The organism is Serratia sp. Z4, from assembly GCF_009900725.1.
In the GTDB taxonomy this organism is placed as follows: Bacteria; Pseudomonadota; Gammaproteobacteria; order Enterobacterales; family Enterobacteriaceae; genus Serratia; species Serratia nematodiphila.
On record NZ_JAAABD010000014.1, the window covers coordinates 1 to 15,868 of the forward strand.

Annotated in this window: 17 protein-coding genes; 11 read left to right on the forward strand and 6 right to left on the reverse strand. The window is 60.0% G+C overall.

The features are described from left to right. Positions 1-302: transketolase C-terminal domain-containing protein (locus GT753_RS24445; protein ID WP_275430434.1), on the forward strand; the 302-nt coding region annotated here is incomplete at its 5' end. A 50-nt stretch (positions 303-352) separates the two neighbouring features. Here GT753_RS24445 and nudK read toward each other — a convergent pair. Next, on the reverse strand, positions 353-928 hold the full coding sequence (gene nudK / locus GT753_RS24450) for a GDP-mannose pyrophosphatase NudK (RefSeq protein ID WP_015378696.1): 576 nt from the start codon (positions 926-928) through the stop codon (positions 353-355). Positions 929-1,286: 358 nt separating this feature from the next. Between nudK and narQ the strand changes: the two genes are divergently transcribed. Both narQ and GT753_RS24460 read left to right on the forward strand, forming a co-directional pair. Beyond that, positions 1,287-2,963 (forward strand): nitrate/nitrite two-component system sensor histidine kinase NarQ, encoded by a 1,677-nt coding sequence (gene narQ, locus GT753_RS24455; protein WP_160126072.1) that lies wholly within the window; start codon positions 1,287-1,289, stop codon positions 2,961-2,963. Positions 2,964-3,124: 161 nt separating this feature from the next. Beyond that, positions 3,125-3,757 carry a response regulator gene (locus GT753_RS24460; RefSeq protein WP_004941753.1) on the forward strand — a complete coding sequence of 211 codons (633 nt, stop codon included), beginning with the start codon at positions 3,125-3,127 and terminating at the stop codon, positions 3,755-3,757. A 32-nt stretch (positions 3,758-3,789) separates the two neighbouring features. On the opposite strand, the gene GT753_RS24465 is transcribed toward GT753_RS24460, so the two are convergent. Next, the gene (locus GT753_RS24465; protein WP_004941750.1) at positions 3,790-4,068 is read right to left on the reverse strand and encodes a helix-turn-helix domain-containing protein; all 279 of its coding nucleotides are present in this window, start codon (positions 4,066-4,068) and stop codon (positions 3,790-3,792) included. A 293-nt stretch (positions 4,069-4,361) separates the two neighbouring features. On the opposite strand from GT753_RS24465, the gene acrD reads away from it, so the two are divergent. Continuing rightward, positions 4,362-7,499 carry a multidrug efflux RND transporter permease AcrD gene (acrD, locus tag GT753_RS24470; protein ID WP_004941747.1) on the forward strand — a complete coding sequence of 1,046 codons (3,138 nt, stop codon included), beginning with the start codon at positions 4,362-4,364 and terminating at the stop codon, positions 7,497-7,499. 126 nt (positions 7,500-7,625) lie between these two features. Here acrD and ypfM read toward each other — a convergent pair whose 3' ends face one another. Beyond that, on the reverse strand, positions 7,626-7,685 hold the full coding sequence (gene ypfM / locus GT753_RS25935; protein WP_100396732.1) for a protein YpfM: 60 nt from the start codon (positions 7,683-7,685) through the stop codon (positions 7,626-7,628). A gap of 216 nt (positions 7,686-7,901) precedes the next feature. Between ypfM and GT753_RS24480 the strand changes: the two genes are divergently transcribed. Further along, complete coding sequence (locus GT753_RS24480) at positions 7,902-8,381, forward strand: tetratricopeptide repeat protein (protein WP_015378699.1); 480 nt, start codon at positions 7,902-7,904, stop codon at positions 8,379-8,381. 9 nt (positions 8,382-8,390) lie between these two features. Further along, the gene (locus GT753_RS24485) at positions 8,391-8,822 is read left to right on the forward strand and encodes a GNAT family N-acetyltransferase (protein ID WP_015378700.1); all 432 of its coding nucleotides are present in this window, start codon (positions 8,391-8,393) and stop codon (positions 8,820-8,822) included. A gap of 7 nt (positions 8,823-8,829) precedes the next feature. Here the strand turns inward: GT753_RS24485 and GT753_RS24490 are convergent, their stop codons facing one another. Next, complete coding sequence (locus tag GT753_RS24490; RefSeq protein ID WP_015378701.1) at positions 8,830-9,255, reverse strand: GNAT family N-acetyltransferase; 426 nt, start codon at positions 9,253-9,255, stop codon at positions 8,830-8,832. Between the two features lie 532 nt (positions 9,256-9,787). On the opposite strand from GT753_RS24490, the gene GT753_RS24495 reads away from it, so the two are divergent. The 5 genes from GT753_RS24495 (at position 9,788) to GT753_RS24515 (ending at position 12,962) form a co-directional block, all read left to right on the forward strand. Then, complete coding sequence (locus tag GT753_RS24495) at positions 9,788-10,339, forward strand: LuxR C-terminal-related transcriptional regulator (protein WP_015378702.1); 552 nt, start codon at positions 9,788-9,790, stop codon at positions 10,337-10,339. Positions 10,340-10,592: 253 nt separating this feature from the next. Beyond that, positions 10,593-10,979 carry an ArsC family reductase gene (locus GT753_RS24500; RefSeq protein ID WP_004941730.1) on the forward strand — a complete coding sequence of 129 codons (387 nt, stop codon included), beginning with the start codon at positions 10,593-10,595 and terminating at the stop codon, positions 10,977-10,979. Beyond that, positions 10,976-12,103 carry a succinyl-diaminopimelate desuccinylase gene (gene dapE, locus GT753_RS24505; protein ID WP_015378703.1) on the forward strand — a complete coding sequence of 376 codons (1,128 nt, stop codon included), beginning with the start codon at positions 10,976-10,978 and terminating at the stop codon, positions 12,101-12,103. The genes GT753_RS24500 and dapE overlap by 4 nt, the downstream gene beginning before the upstream one ends. After that, positions 12,100-12,774, forward strand: a complete 675-nt coding sequence (locus GT753_RS24510; protein WP_004941723.1) for a M15 family metallopeptidase — start codon at positions 12,100-12,102, stop codon at positions 12,772-12,774. The genes dapE and GT753_RS24510 overlap by 4 nt, the downstream gene beginning before the upstream one ends. A 2-nt stretch (positions 12,775-12,776) precedes the next feature. Further along, complete coding sequence (locus tag GT753_RS24515) at positions 12,777-12,962, forward strand: YpfN family protein (protein ID WP_004941720.1); 186 nt, start codon at positions 12,777-12,779, stop codon at positions 12,960-12,962. Between the two features lie 30 nt (positions 12,963-12,992). Here GT753_RS24515 and ypfH read toward each other — a convergent pair whose 3' ends face one another. After that, positions 12,993-13,682, reverse strand: coding sequence for an esterase (gene ypfH, locus GT753_RS24520; RefSeq protein WP_015378704.1), 690 nt, complete (start codon positions 13,680-13,682; stop codon positions 12,993-12,995). 120 nt (positions 13,683-13,802) lie between these two features. Continuing rightward, positions 13,803-15,815, reverse strand: coding sequence for a tRNA(Met) cytidine acetyltransferase TmcA (locus GT753_RS24525; protein WP_160126073.1), 2,013 nt, complete (start codon positions 15,813-15,815; stop codon positions 13,803-13,805). Positions 15,816-15,868 lie beyond the last annotated feature (53 nt).

Below are 15,868 nucleotides of genomic sequence, written 5' to 3' on the forward strand. Positions count from 1 at the left end.
TGGAAGCGGCGGACAAACTGACCGCGGCGGGCCGCAAGGTGCGCGTGGTGTCGATGCCGTCGACCGACGCGTTCGACAAGCAGGATGCGGCGTACCGTGAGTCGGTGCTGCCGGCGGCGGTGACGGCGCGCGTAGCGGTGGAAGCGGGTATCGCGGACTACTGGTACAAGTACGTGGGCCTGAACGGCGCTATCGTGGGCATGACCACCTTCGGTGAGTCGGCGCCGGCGGAGCAGCTGTTCGCCGAGTTCGGCTTCACCGTGGACAACGTGGTGGCCAAGGCACAGGCGCTGCTGAAGTAAGCCGCCGGGCGCCAGCCGATAAAAAAGCCGGTCATCATGACCGGCTTTTTTTATTCCATCACCCGATGAATCTGCAAATACTGCAGCAGCATGATGGTCTTGCCGTCTTTAATGCGGCCATCGGCGATCATCGCCACCGCGTCGCGAAACGGCAGTTCGATCACTTCGATATCTTCATCTTCAATGCCGCCGCCGGCCGCGCGCCGCTCATCGTCATGGTATTCGGCGATAAAGAAGTGCACGATCTCGGTCACGCCGCCCGGCGACATGTAGGCTTCGAAGATTTTCTTGACCTCGCCCACCTGAAAACCGGTCTCTTCCACCGCTTCGCGGCGCGCGCACTGCTCCGGCGAATCGGCGTCCAGCAGGCCGGCGCAGGCCTCGAGCAGCATGCCGCTTTCGTTGCCGTTGACATAGGTCGGCATGCGGAACTGGTTGGTCAGCACCACCGTGCCCTTGGCGCGGTTGTACAGCAAAATGGTGGCGCCGTTGCCGCGATCGTAAACCTCGCGCATCTGTTGCACCGAACCGCCGTTTTTGCGTTTCAGATCGAACGTGTACTTGTGCAGCACATACCAGTTGTCCGACAACAGCTCTTTCTTCACATTCTCAATTTTCGACGACATGACCCTTTTTCCTTGAGTTGCAACGTGAAAATCATACCGCGATTACGCTGCGCCGCAGCAGACGATTTGCAACAAAAATCACAACGCCTCTCCGGGCAAACCAGGATTAAAAATACATCGTGGGCAGACGCATAATCTGACAGACGAATCGCATCCGCAAAGACAAATCCTCAGTGGAAACCGAGCTGCAGCTGAACATCGGCGGGCATTTCGCTATTCATTTGATTACACGACGACAATTGTTCCCGTTTTGTTGACAACTTGATACAAATCGCGGTGCAATTTAGTTGCAAAAGTTATAGTTTTGCTTTCGAATGAAACTGGCGCAGCCCTCACCTGAGAGAAAAGGATTCCGTGATTGCTTGTTAAACGTTCCGTGACCGGCAGCCTGGCCAGGGCGCTGTTCGGCATCGTGATACTGTCGGTGCTCGCCACCGGGTTGGCGTTGACGACCGTCGCCGGCAGCCAGAGCGATGCCGAGGCGATCAACATTGCCGGTTCGCTGCGCATGCAAAGCTACCGCCTGGCCTTTGATCTCGATCGACAGAGCCCGGAGCTGGAGCTGCACCTGCAGCAGTACCGGCAATCTTTGCAGGCGCCGGCGCTGCAAAAGCTGGCGCGCTTTTACGTCCCGGCCGATGTGCGCAACCACTATCTGGCGCTGCAACGAACATGGCAAGCGATGGAGCGGCAGATCCGTGACGGGCAAGCGGCCGCCTACCGGGCGGAGGTCGCCGGCTACGTCAACCGCGTCGATCATTTTGTTTCCGCTCTGCAGCGTTATTCCGAGTTGAAACTCACCCTGGTGGCCGCCGTCAGCGTGCTGGGCTACGCCGCCATCATCGGTCTGGTGCTGTTTTGCATTCGCTTTATGCGCCGCCAGGTGGTCATGCCGCTGCAGCATCTGGTCGACGCCAGCCAGCGCGTGCAACAGCGCGACTTTCGCCACCCGCAGCTGGACGTGGCGCTGCCGAACGAGCTCGGCGTGCTGTCGCAAACCTTCAGCGCCATGTCTGACGAGCTGGCCCGGCTCTATCAGTCGCTGGAGCTGAAAGTGCAGGAAAAAACCCAGCGCCTGCAGCAGGCCAACGAAACGCTGGAGGTGCTGTATCGCTGTTCACAGGCGCTGAGCGTGCGCCAGATCGATCAGCAGGCATTCGAGAATGTGCTGCGCATCGTGCGCCAAAGCGAACGACTGCGCTGCATCCGGTTGAACGTGGCGGACGATCATGGCCAGTGGCAACTGAACGAAGGAGAGCCGGCGCCGGCGCAAACCTGGAGCGCGCTGCCGATCACCCAAGGCGATAAACTGCTGGGTGAATTGCGATGGCAGCCCGAAGCGCAGCCGCCGCATCCTCACCTGATGCAGAGCCTGGCCAACATGCTGGGGCGTGGCGTCTACTTCAACCGGGCGCAAAAGCAGCACCAATATCTGCTGTTGATGGAAGAACGTGGGACCATCGCCCGCGAGCTGCACGATTCGCTGGCGCAGACGCTGTCGTTCCTACGCATCCAGCTGACGCTGCTCCGGCGCGCCGCCGACGATCCGGCGGCGCAGACGATTATCGACGATTTCGATCGCACGCTGGCCGATGCCTATCGCCAGCTGAGAGAATTACTGGCCACCTTCCGCCTCAACATTCAGGAGGCGGATCTGAATGCCGCGCTGGAGCAACTGCTGCAGCCATTAAAGGCGCTAACCACCGCGCGGATTCAGTTACACTGTCGGCTGCCCTCGCAGGCGCTCAACGCCCAGCAGCAGGTGCACGCGCTGCAGATCGTGCGCGAGGCGGTGCTCAATGCCGTCAAGCACGCAGGAGCGAGCGAGATCGCGGTGTGTTGCGAGGTCAACGCCGCAGGCGACAACGTATTCAGCATTACCGACGACGGTTGCGGTATCGCCAGTCTGGAAGAACCGGAAGGGCATTACGGCTTGACCATCATGAGCGAACGCGCGGCGCGACTGGGAGGAACGCTGCGCATCCGGCGCAGAAGCCGCGGCGGCACGGCGGTCTGCCTGACATTCTCGCCCTGACCTTGCGGCTGTTCACTCTGCGTTACGGTTGCCGCCGGGCAGAAGGCCGCCCAGAGAGGTTTGCGGTGCAGAATGCCGCTATTTTTGAAGAGACAGTCCCACTGTGAAGCACGCCTCCGGGCGCGTTTGAGTGGCTTTACTTGCTACAGGGAGCATATTTCATGGTGATGAAGCAATACCGAGTCATGATCGTTGACGATCATCCGTTGATGCGGCGCGGCATCAAACAACTGCTGGGACTGGATGCGCGATTTGGCGTGGTGGCAGAGGCCGGCAACGGCAGCGAGGCTGTTGCGCTGGCGCTGCAGCACGCGCCGGACGTGATCTTGTTGGATCTGAACATGAAGGGCATGTCCGGGCTGGATACGCTGCGGGCTCTGCGCGACGAAGGCGTGGACGCACGCATCATCGTGCTGACGGTCTCCGACGCGCGCAGCGATCTGTATGCGCTGATCGACGCCGGCGCCGACGGCTATCTGCTGAAAGACAGTGAACCGGAGCAGCTGCTGGAACACATCAGCGCCGCCGCCGAGGGGCAAAACGTGATCAGCGACGCCATGGCCGACTATTTGCTGGCGCGCAGCGAGCAGCGCGATCCCTTCACCGCCTTGACCGAACGCGAACTGGACGTCTTGCAAGAGGTGGCTCGCGGCCTGTCCAACAAACAGGTGGCGGCGCAATTGCATATCTCTGAAGAAACCGTGAAGGTGCACATCCGCAACATACTGCGCAAGCTGGACGTGCGTTCTCGCGTGGCGGCGACGGTGATGTACCTGGAGTACAAAAGCCACTGATCGCCCCGCCCCGGCCAATACGCCGGGGCCGCTTACTCGATGGCGCTGAGCAGCGCCTGATGGTGCTGATGCACCCAACTCTTGTTGAACGGCCCCCAGCTTTCCAACTGATAAAAACCGTCGTTGTTGCGCACGCCCTGCTGCACGAACTGCAGCTCGACGCCCATGCCGGGCAGCGCCTTCAGCACATCCTGCAACGTGCGGCGCGGCCAGCCGGTCAGCGCCATCAACCGCGGCACATTGGGCCGCTCACTGTGGCTGATCAGCCAGCATAAATAAAGCCGACGGGCAAATACCGGGTTAATTCCCATGCCAAGCTCCTGCTGTAAGGTGGATCCAGTTTTTATTTTTCGGCTCCCTGCGGCGAAGACATGCGCAAGGCCTTTGATAGTAATAAAAATGTCTTAATAGCGTACAATTATCGACACCGGGGCACCCACGCCGTTTCCCGCTACCGTTATTTACACTATCTCCTTTTTTTCTCCACGCTTTCCTCGACTATCCCGAGTAAAGTGCAATAGCGCCGGAATCCTTCCCTGCCGCTGAAATGCATATTTCCGATGCGTTTTAAAGATAGAACAAGTCATAACGAGGTTCGCGCTGCATGGCCAATTTTTTTATTGATCGCCCGATTTTCGCCTGGGTGCTGGCAATTATTCTTTGCCTGACCGGGGCATTGGCGATTTTTTCTTTACCGGTAGAACAATACCCGAATTTGGCGCCGCCGAACGTGCGCATCAGCGCAACTTACCCAGGCGCCTCGGCGCAAACGCTGGAAAACACCGTCACCCAAATCATTGAGCAAAATATGACCGGCCTCGACAACATGATGTATATGTCGTCGCAGAGCACCAATACCGGCCAGGCGACCGTCACGCTGACGTTCGAAGCCGGCACCGATCCCAACGAGGCGATGCAGCAGGTGCAAAACCAGCTGCAGGCGGCGATCAAACGTTTGCCGCAGGCGGTGCAGAATCAAGGGGTCACGGTCTCGAAATCCGGCGACACTACGCTGATGATGGTGGCGTTCGTCTCCACCGACAACAGCATGGACAAGCAGGACATCGCCGATTACATCGTCTCCAACCTGCAGGATCCGCTCAGCCGCATCAACGGCGTCGGCAGCATGGACGTGTATGGCTCACAATACGCCATGCGCATCTGGCTCGATCCCAACAAGCTCAACAGCTACCAGCTCACGACCCAGGACGTGGTCAAAGCCATTCAGTCGCAGAACGCCCAGGTGGCGGTCGGCCAGTTGGGCGGCACGCCGTCGGTCGATAAACAGGCGCTGAACGCCACCATCAACGCCCAGTCGCAGCTCCAGACGCCGGAACAGTTCCGCCAGATCACCCTGCGGGTCAATCAGGACGGTTCGCTGGTGACGCTGGGCAACGTCGCCACCGTTGAGTTGGGCGGCGAGAACTACAACTACCTCAGCCGCTACAACGGCATGCAGGCCGCCGGCATGAACATCAAGCTGGCCTCCGGCGCCAACGAACTGCAGACCGACCAGTTGGTGAAGGACAAGATCGCCGAGCTGTCACAATACTTCCCGCACGGGCTGGAGGCCAAAGTGGCCTATGAAACCACCCCGTTCGTCAAAGCCTCGATCAAGGACGTGGTGAAAACGCTGCTGGAGGCCATCCTGCTGGTGTTCCTGGTGATGTATCTGTTCCTGCAGAACTTCCGCGCCACGCTGATCCCCACCATCGCCGTGCCGGTGGTGCTGATGGGCACTTTCGCCATCCTCTCCGCCTGCGGCTTCAGCATCAACACCCTCACCATGTTCGCCATGGTGCTGGCGATCGGCCTGCTGGTGGACGACGCCATCGTGGTGGTGGAGAACGTCGAGCGCGTGATGAGCGAGGAAGGCTTGCCGCCGCGAGAGGCCACGCGCAAATCCATGGGGCAAATCCAGAGCGCGCTGGTCGGCATCGCCCTGGTGCTGTCGGCGGTGTTCGTGCCGATGGCGTTCTTCGGCGGCACCACCGGCGCCATCTATCGCCAGTTCTCCATCACCATCGTCTCCGCCATGGTGCTGTCGGTGCTGGTGGCGATGATCCTGACCCCGGCCCTGTGCGCGACGCTGCTTAAACCGATCGCCAAAGGGCACCATCACGGCAAGCGCGGCTTCTTCGGCTGGTTCAACCGCATGTTCAACCGCAATGCCGATCGCTATGAGCGCGGCGTGGGGCGCATTCTGCACGCCAGCGGCCGCTACATGGTGATTTATCTGCTGTTGCTCGGCGGCATGGCGCTGCTGTTCATCAAGCTGCCGACCTCGTTCCTGCCGCAGGAAGACCGTGGCATCTTCACCGTACAGGTGCAGTTGCCGGCGGGCTCGACCCTGCAGCAAACCTCCAAAGTGGTGGAAAAGGTCGAGCGGTACTTCCTCACCGAAGAGAAACAGGACGTTTTGTCGGTGTTCGCCATCATCGGCTCCGGGCCCGGCGGCAACGGCCAAAACGTGGCGCGCCTGTTCGTGCGGCTGAAAGACTGGGATCTGCGCACCTCGGGTGCCAACAGCTCGTTCGACATCATCGATCGCGCCACGCTGGCATTCAACAAGATTAACGAAGCCCGGGTGATCGCCAGCAGCCCGCCGGCGATCACCGGTCTCGGCAACTCCTCCGGCTTCGACATGGAGTTGGAAGACCACGCCGGGCTCGGCCACGCCAAACTGATGGCGGCGCGCGATCAGCTGCTGCAGCTGGCGGCGCAAAACCCGCTGCTGTCGCGCGTGCGCCACAACGGCCTGGACGACAGCCCGCAGCTGCAAATCGATATCGATCAGCGCAAGGCTCAGGCGCTGGGCGTATCGATCGACGACATCAACAATACCCTCTCCACCGCCTGGGGCTCGACCTACGTCAACGACTTCGTCGACCGCGGGCGGGTGAAAAAAGTCTACGTGCAGGCCGCAGCGCCGTTCCGCATGCTGCCGGATGACATCAACAAATGGTATGTGCGCAACAGCGCGGGCGGCATGGTGCCGTTCTCGGCCTTCGCCAGCTCGCACTGGGAGTACGGTTCGCCACGGCTGGAGCGCTATAACGGCAGTTCGGCGCTGGAGATCGTCGGCGAGGCGGCCAACGGCGTCAGCACCGGCACCGCCATGGCGGAAATGGAAAAACTGGTCAGCCAACTGCCGACCGGTTTCGGGCTGGAATGGACGGCGATGTCCTATCAGGAACGGCTGTCCGGCTCGCAGGCACCGGCGTTGTATGCCATCTCGCTGCTGGTGGTGTTCCTGTGCCTGGCGGCGCTGTACGAAAGCTGGTCGATACCGTTCTCGGTGATGCTGGTGGTGCCGCTGGGGGTGATCGGCGCGGTCGCCGCCACCTGGCTGCGCGGCCTGGAGAACGACGTCTATTTCCAGGTCGGCCTGTTGACCATCATTGGGCTGTCGGCGAAAAACGCCATTCTGATCGTCGAGTTCGCCAATGAGCTGAACCATAAAGGGCAGGATCTGATGTCGGCGACGCTCGACGCGTCCCGCATGCGCCTGCGGCCGATCCTGATGACCTCGCTGGCGTTCATCTTCGGCGTGCTGCCGATGGCTACCAGCAGCGGCGCCGGTTCCGGCAGCCAGCATGCGGTCGGCACCGGGGTGATGGGCGGCATGATCTCCGCCACCCTGCTGGCGATTTTCTTCGTGCCATTGTTCTTTGTGCTGGTTCGCCGCCGTTTCCCGGGTAAAGCGCATCCGGCAGGCAATACGCCGGCCACCGGGGACTGATCCGCGAGATATAAAAAAAGCAGCGTCGGGTTACCGATGCTGCTTTATTTCGAACGAAAATCTCGTTCCCAAGGTGTTTCAGTGACTTTCCAATGACTCAACCTTGCCATCTGCTTCAACGCTGTGTCAGTTGCCCAACATCTCATCAATGAAGTCTTTCCAGTTTCCTAATTCACGATCAACCATAATACTTTACAACCTCAATTATTTGACGAAGCGGATTCTACGCCTGTTTTTTGACCATGTGAAGGGAAACGGGAACGATGCCGGGCTCGGAAACCGGGCTTAGCGCACATTTTCGTATTTATCTGATCAATGTTCAGTGCAGCTATTCCCTTGTGATATCAATTTCTCCACGATAGCGTGTAAAAGGTATAAAAATACGCCAATGGAGCCCAGATCATGTCCACTTCTTTGTCTCTCTTAGAGTTAAAAACGCAGGGCCGCTATCAGGAGGCGACCGCGCTGGCGCTAAGGCAACTGGCGGCAGAGCCGGAAGCGGCAACGCTGCACTTTCAGCTGGCCTGCCTGTATGACGTACAGGGCCTGGAGCAACAGGCCATTCCCTGTTACCTCGCGGCGTTGGCTCGCGATTTGCCGCCCGCCCAACGCCGCGAGGCCTGGCTGGGTCTCGGCAGCACCTACCGCGCCCTGGGAGAATATTCGGCGTCGCTACGGGCTTTCGACGACGGCCTGGCCGAGTTCCCGCAGGCCAACGAGCTGATGCTGTTTCGCGCCATGGCGCTGTACAACCTGGGTGAAAATAAACGGGCCGTGACCGATCTGTTGCTGCTGCTGGCGGAAACCTCGTCAGACCCCGACATCCGCGGTTATCAACGCGCCATTCGGCACTATGCCGCCGATCTCAGTCTTATCGGTTAGAGGAAAACGATGGAAATTATCACCGACTCGAGTCGCCGCGCCATCGACTGGCAGCGGCTGTGTGAATTGCTGGAGGCCGCCGGGCTGGGCAAGCGCGATCCGCACACCTTGCGGCGCGTTTACCAACACAGCCAGTTTTGCTATTGGGGGTTTATCGGCGACGAGTTGATCGCCACTGCACATGCCATCAGCGATCTGACATCGGTCGCTTACCTGGCGGACGTGGCGATCGATCCGCGCTTTCAGGGACAAGGGCTGGGGCGCAGGTTGATGGATCGGGTGATGCAAGATCTGGCGCCGCTCGGCAAGATTTTCATCTATTCCGTGCCGGAAAAGCTCGCCTTCTATAAAAAGTACGGCTTTCACGATTTGACCACCGGCATGGTGTATGCGGACGGCGCTGCGCTGCAGCGCCTGCAACAAGGGGGCTACGTGCGTTAAATGTGCATCACAAGGTTTTGCTCATAAAGATACGGCGGGTTCCCGGCGGCAAGCAAGGCACTTCACCCATACGCTGCCAGCCATGCCGTTGATAAAAGTCCGGCGCCTGAAAGCTGATGGTGTACAACACGGCGGAAAGGCAACCGCGCCGACGGCCTTCCTGTTCGAAGCGGCGCAACAGTTCGCTGCCCAACCCCGCGCCGCGCAGCGCTTCCGGCAGATAAAAGAGATCGAGAAACAGCAGCCCTAACGATGAGCGTCCGGTAATCCCTCCCAGAACTTCCCCACTGTCGGGATCTCTTACCACCACCGCCAGCGGCAGACGATCGCCGTAGCCGATATGTTGATCGTTAAAACGGTCCAATCCCTCCGCGATACAGGACGTTATTTCCTGCGTTACCCGCTCGGAAATTTCGATATGACATTTTTTCACGCCGGCTCTCCGGATCAATCATCCATGTTCACACTCTGATTACAGCTTAAAACATCGCAGTTTCTTTGTTTAGAATTATCTTTGTCTCAATTTCAACGTTAATTTTTTCATGACCTCATCGCCGACTCTGGTGACGTTCAAAATAAAGCCACTCATCGTGAAAAAACCAAGAAAAATCTTAGTTATTAATTCGTTAAGCCCAAACAGCCACCCTTAAATGATCGTCAAAACCGATCATTTTACATATTTTGATAGTCTTAATCTATGTTAATTCCTTTTAATTACCGAGGTATTAATAGAAGATGTCTATTCTATTAACCTTACCTTGCTTAAAAATTCGGTTGAAAAAAAAGATTTACTCTTTATAAATCATGCTAGTATATAACCTTCCCTTCAAAGCTCGCGCCCAGATAACGCTCATTCATTTGCGGCGCAAGAAAAGTTCAACATGCAATTATTTGGATTTTTTCTTTTTTTATGTTTTAAGATAGCCATCCTCACCGGGAAATAAAAAGTAAAGGATTATAATAAAATGGAAATTGATATTTTCAGCGAGTGTGCTTATACCACCGTCGGCATCCGACAACTCATTAACCAAACCTGGGCGGAAAAACGCGCGCCGGCCGGCTTTAGCCGCAGAAGGGTCTGCTTTATCGATGTCACCATCGCCAACTTTGAAGCGCGTTACCGCGATGAATATGCCAACCCCAATACCTACAAAATAATCATTATTACCGACTGCCTGCATGAGATGGTGATTGTCGACAATAAGACCATTATATTATCAAACCTTATATCATTGATCCGCTTCAGCCACCTGATCGGCGACTTATATAAGCGTTACAGTCACTATACCGAGCCGCCGCAACTCTCTCAGCGCGAATCGCATTTTCTCTCGGAGTGGTCAACGGGAAAATCGCTGGCCGACATCAGCAATGCCATGAATATCAGAAATAAAACCGCCAATCATTACAAATCACGAATCATGAAAAAACTCGGCGCCAGCAGGATAAAACCGCTGTTGCATATTACCCGCGTACGGTGTTTGACCGAGCGTTTAAACATAAGAATCAATAAAGAGTAGTTCTCTCTCCCCCGCGCCGCATTGGCGGCAGAACGCGTTCGCCGGCGCCTTTTAACAGCCCCGCCGGCGAAGATAGCCGTTTCATCAATTTGCCAACCTCTCTCCCTGGCGCCCAATCGTCTCTCGCGCGCATCGTTGTCTGGATCTCGCCGCCGCTTTACTGGCATTATCTCTGCTATCGCCGGGCGGCGAGAAGGCCTAAGACCGCGCCCGCCGCTCAGTATCGACTCGACGAGACAGGTAGCTTTACGCCATGGCAAATAAACCGCAACAGACAACGCTGACGATGTACGGCATCAAAAACTGCGACACCATCAAAAAAGCCCGCCGCTGGCTGGAAGATCAGGGCATAGCCTATCATTTTCACGACTACCGCGCCGACGGCTTGACCGAACAGCAACTGCGCGGTTTCGTCGCGCAACTGGGTTGGGAGCCGCTGCTCAATACCCGCGGCACCACCTGGCGCAAGCTGGATGAAGCGCAGCGCAACGCCTGTGATAACGCCGACGCCGCCATCGCGCTGATGCTGGCGCAGCCGGCAATCATTAAACGTCCGCTGCTGGACGACGGCAACGGCCACGCTCTGCTCGGTTTCAACGCCGACGCTTACCAACAATTTATCGCCGAGGTTGCCGTATGACTTGCCCGGTTATCGAACTGGCCCAGCAGTTGATCAAACGCCCTTCCCTCAGCCCGAGTGACGAAGGCTGCCAGCAACTGATGATCGAACGCCTGCAGGCGATCGGCTTCACCGTCGAAGCCATGGACTTCGAAGACACCCAAAACTTCTGGGCCTGGCGCGGCGAAGGGCAAACTCTGGCGTTTGCCGGGCACACCGACGTAGTGCCGACCGGCGATGAAAAACGCTGGGACAACCCGCCGTTTGAACCGGCAATCCGCGACGGCATGCTGTATGGCCGCGGCGCGGCGGACATGAAAGGCTCGTTGGCCGCGATGGTGGTGGCCGCGGAACGCTTTGTCGCCGCCAACCCGAATCACCGGGGCCGCCTGGCATTTCTGATCACTTCGGATGAAGAAGCCAGCGCCACCCACGGCACGGTTAAAGTGGTCGAAGCGCTGATGGCGCGCAACGAGCGGCTGGATTACTGCCTGGTCGGCGAGCCGTCCAGCACCGAACGCGTCGGCGACGTGGTGAAAAACGGCCGTCGCGGCTCCATCACCGCCAACCTGCATATCCACGGCGTACAGGGGCACGTCGCCTATCCGCATCTGGCGGACAACCCGGTGCACCGCGCCATGCCGGCGCTGAATGAACTGGTGGCGATCGAATGGGATCGCGGCAACGAGTTCTTCCCGCCGACCAGCATGCAGATCGCCAACGTGCAGGCCGGCACCGGCAGCAACAACGTGATCCCGGGCGATCTCTACGTGCAGTTCAACTTCCGGTTCAGCACCGAACTCACCGACGCGATGATCAAGCAGCGCGTGGAAGAGCTGCTGGAACGCCACCAGTTGAATTACAGCATCGAATGGCGGCTGTCCGGTCAACCGTTCCTCACCTCGCGCGGCGCGCTGGTTGATGCGGTGGTCAACGCCGTCGAGCACTATTCTGAATTGACGCCGCAGCTGCTGACCACCGGCGGCACCTCCGACGGCCGCTTCATCGCGCAGATGGGCGCGCAGGTGGTGGAACTGGGGCCGGTCAACGCCACCATCCACAAGGTCAACGAATGTGTCAACGCCGCGGATCTGCAGCTGCTGAGCCGCATGTATCAACGCATCATGGAGCAATTGGTCGCATGATCACCGCAGAGATGCTCACCGGCCGTTCGACCGAACACCTGGCGCCGCTGAGCGGCAACCATCGGCTGCAGCCGCAGGCGGTCAATGCCTTCCTGGCGATGCAGCAGGCCGCGCGTGAAGCCGGATTCGATCTCCAGCCCGCCAGCACCTTCCGCGACTTCGACCGCCAGTTGGCGATTTGGAATGGCAAATTCTGCGGCCAGCGGCCAGTATTAGATAAGGACAGTCAACCGATCGACGTCGCGCCGCTGTCCGCCGCCGAACGCTGTGAGGCGATCCTGCGCTGGTCAGCCCTGCCTGGCGCCAGCCGCCATCACTGGGGCAGCGATTTGGACGTGTACGATCCGTCGCTGTTGCCGGAAGGGCAAAAGCTGCAGCTGGAGCCGTGGGAATATGAAGAAGGCGGTTACTTTGCGCCGCTCAACCAGTGGCTGACGGCGCATATGGCCGAGTTCGGTTTCTATCGCCCCTTTACCGAAGACAGCGGCGGCGTGGCGGTGGAGCCGTGGCATCTAAGCTACCGGCCGCTGGCGCAAGAGGCTGAACATTTGCTGACCCCGGCGTTGTTGCTGGCGGCCTGGCAAGACAAGGAGGTCGCCGGTGTCGAATGGCTCGAACGCCATCTGCCCTCGATTTTTTCGCGTTTCATACGCAGTGAAGGAAAGGAGTAGCTATGCAATGGTTAGCTGATTACTGGTGGATTATTCTGCTGGTTCTGGTGGGGATGGTCGTCAGCGGCATCAAGGAACTGCGCCGCGTCGACGTGAAAAGCTATCTGGCCAACAAGCCGGAGATACCGCCGCACCGCGACAACAACGCCCAGTGGGATGACGAAGACGACTGGCCGAAAAAGAAATGACATCAGGGCGCTCATCGGCGCCCTGAGTTTTTAGCGAAAGGCGATCAGCTCGCCGCGCTTGCCGGACAATGCCTCGTCCCAGTAGCGCTGCGGCACGTAATAATGCAGCCTTTCCAGCGCGGCGTTCATCATGCCCTGATTGATCGCATGCCCGACGTTCTCTTCCACGTCGAGCGTGAAATCCACGCCGTTGGCCCGTAACGCTTCCGCCGCCGCGTGAGCGTGTTGCACCGCGATCACCGCGTCCTCTTCACCGTGGATCAAATGCACCACGCTGTCGCCGAAAGCCTGCTCAGGCAACTGGGCGAAACGCCCGCTGAACGCGACCACGCGCCCGGCCAGCCGGGTTTCCGCTTTTAACGCCTCAAGTGCCATGATCGCCCCCTGCGAGAACCCCACCAGAGCAGTGCCGGCATAGCCCACGCCGCTCAGCTGCTGCCAATGACGCACCACGGCCACAAACTGCGGCATCACGTCTGCTATGCGGGCCGCGCGGTTCTCTTCGGTCACGTCCTGTACCGAAAACCACTGGCGCCCGGCGCCGTTGCCAAACGCTTCGGGACCACCGATGCTCACCACCTGGGCCTGAGGAAAGTCTTTGGCGAAGTAGCTGCCGATCTCCCCCATCGCCACCGGGTTGTCGCCGACACCGTGAAACAGCAAGATCAGCTGCGCCGCCGGGGTCGCCGGGCTTTGGACAACGAAATGCTCATGTTTCATCGATGACTCCTTAATAGTAACCAAACCTGGTGTGGCGACAGTCGCCGCCGCACCGCTGACAGTGACTATACGCCGTTGAGAAATCGGGAAAATCGGGTTTTATTGAGCGAGTTATTCAATTTATTGCAACGACTGCGCCCAGTCGCGCCAGTAGCGGCAGTGTTGCGCATTCAACTGTTCCAGCGCCTGCGCCGTTTCGTGCCGCCAGTGGCGCAGCAAGGCTTTCTGGCCGCTTACGCCCGCCTGCTCCACGCAGGCCGCCGGGGATTGCCGCCGTTGCAGATGGCCGCGCAGCGCGGGCAGCGGCAGACTGCTGGCCAACAGCAAACGCTGCAATGCCCCCAGGCTGGCCTCCAGCGACCGATGGGCGAAAGCGAAACCGGCCAGCTCGCGCCAGTCCTCTTCACCGAGCGACGTGTCGCCGTCATCGCCCGGGATCGCCAGCACGAGTTCGATGCGCTGCCGCAGCCAGGGCCAGTCGCGCGCCAGGTGCTTGTGCGCCGCGTGCCGCAGCGCCTCCCCTTGCTCGCTCAGGGGCAAGATAGCCATCGCGGTATAACAGCCGCTGCTGGCCTCCGGCTTGCTGCCGATACGCACCAGCTCGAAACCGCAGGATTGCCAAAAGCGCCACAGCGGCTCGGTATAGCCGAAGCTGACCGACAGGAAGTCCAGCCCCTGCGCCTGGCGGCGTTGCCGCTCGACCAGCTGACGCGCGATACCCTGCCGCCGCAGCGTCGGCAGCGTCGCGATGCGGGTAATGCGCCGTGACCGCAGCGTCGGCGCCCACCACTGGCCGCCATGCGCCGCCAGCGACTGCGCCACCAGGTTGCCGCGCGGCCGGCGGCGGCCGGCCCACACGTCGTGCGCCAACTCGGCGCTCAACCCGCCTTCGTCCGCCAGCCACACGGCACCGGCCACCTCCTGTCCGGCCTGCGCCAGCCCGAAATGCATGCCGGGCGCGTCCATCAGCCGGCGTAAGTCCAGCGGCGAGGTGCGGTAATGCGCGCTGCTCAGCAGAGCATAGAAACGCGCCAGCCGCTGCGGATCGGCGCACAGTTCACGCTGCTCCGCCTGGCTGTAATCGATCGCCTGGCCATCCACCGGCCAGGCGGGCAGCTCGTTGAACAACAGCGCATTGTCCGTGACCCGTTCCAACGCATCGCCCTGCGCCCAGCGCATCGGCTGTTGCAGACTCAACGCCTGATAGGACGGCAGCCCGGCGCAAAACTTCAGCAGAAAACCGCGGCCGGTGCCTTCATAGCCCTGCACCGTGGTGGTCAGCAACACGCGCGGGAAATAGCCGATCAGCTGTTGCAACAGCGGCGCGGGGATCGCCGCCGCTTCATCCACCAGCAGCCAGCCCACGTCACTGACGTCCCCCTCCCGGCACTGCGCCAGCAAGGCATCGGGCGCCCAAAACTGTGCGCGCCCCTGCGCCCATTCCCCGGCCACCTCTGTGGCGGCGCGGCTCGGCCCGGTGATCCAGCAGGTCAGCGGCGACTGCGCCATCAGCATGCCGGCCAGCGTCGATTTGCCGCGGCCGCGGGCGGCGGTCAGCACCCACACGCCGGACTCGGCCTGCAACAACGCCGTCAAGATCGCCTGTTGTTCCTCGGTCGGCCCGCCATCCGGCGGCTGCCAACCCTCACGCGCCGGCAGCGCGGCCAGCGTCAGGGGCTCATCCTGCCGCCAGACAGTCACTTCGCTGTCGTCGGCCAAATGATGCTGCAGATGATGAATGAAATGCGGCGTGGTGATCGGCTGCGGACAATCGCTCCAGCGCAGGCTGTCGCCGTCCGGCAACTGAGGCCATTGCCGCCAGGGCGGCGTCAACAGCAGCAGCCAGCTGCCGGCGCGCAATGCGCCGCACAGCGCCGCCAGCGCCTCTACGTCCAGCGAGTGACCGGCGTCGAACACCGCGTGCAGCCGCTCCTGCCCCAGCAATTGGCGCACCGCGCGGCTCGGCAAAGCCGCCTGGCCGGGCGGCGGATTCTCCCCGACCCACGGCCAGTCGCCCGGCAGCGTCGCCGCCAGCCGCTGCGCCTGTTCGCGGCACCACTCGGGTTCACCGCTGAGCACCAGCAGGCGCCGGATGCCCTGCCGCCGCATGAGTTGTTGCGCTGCCTGTAGCATAAGGCTGTATCTCAATCCGAAAAAAATGCCGGAGTCAGGCTCCGGCACTTGAG

Coding starts and splice junctions, on each gene's coding strand:
- nudK (WP_015378696.1), bottom strand. CDS start 928: ATGTCGTCGAAAATTGAGAATGTGAAGAAAGAGCTGTTGTCGGACAAC.
- GT753_RS24460 (WP_004941753.1), top strand. CDS start 3,125: ATGGTGATGAAGCAATACCGAGTCATGATCGTTGACGATCATCCGTTG.
- GT753_RS24465 (WP_004941750.1), bottom strand. CDS start 4,068: ATGGGAATTAACCCGGTATTTGCCCGTCGGCTTTATTTATGCTGGCTG.
- acrD (WP_004941747.1), top strand. CDS start 4,362: ATGGCCAATTTTTTTATTGATCGCCCGATTTTCGCCTGGGTGCTGGCA.
- GT753_RS24480 (WP_015378699.1), top strand. CDS start 7,902: ATGTCCACTTCTTTGTCTCTCTTAGAGTTAAAAACGCAGGGCCGCTAT.
- GT753_RS24485 (WP_015378700.1), top strand. CDS start 8,391: ATGGAAATTATCACCGACTCGAGTCGCCGCGCCATCGACTGGCAGCGG.
- GT753_RS24495 (WP_015378702.1), top strand. CDS start 9,788: ATGGAAATTGATATTTTCAGCGAGTGTGCTTATACCACCGTCGGCATC.
- GT753_RS24500 (WP_004941730.1), top strand. CDS start 10,593: ATGGCAAATAAACCGCAACAGACAACGCTGACGATGTACGGCATCAAA.
- dapE (WP_015378703.1), top strand. CDS start 10,976: ATGACTTGCCCGGTTATCGAACTGGCCCAGCAGTTGATCAAACGCCCT.
- GT753_RS24510 (WP_004941723.1), top strand. CDS start 12,100: ATGATCACCGCAGAGATGCTCACCGGCCGTTCGACCGAACACCTGGCG.
- GT753_RS24515 (WP_004941720.1), top strand. CDS start 12,777: ATGCAATGGTTAGCTGATTACTGGTGGATTATTCTGCTGGTTCTGGTG.
- ypfH (WP_015378704.1), bottom strand. CDS start 13,682: ATGAAACATGAGCATTTCGTTGTCCAAAGCCCGGCGACCCCGGCGGCG.
- GT753_RS24525 (WP_160126073.1), bottom strand. CDS start 15,815: ATGCTACAGGCAGCGCAACAACTCATGCGGCGGCAGGGCATCCGGCGC.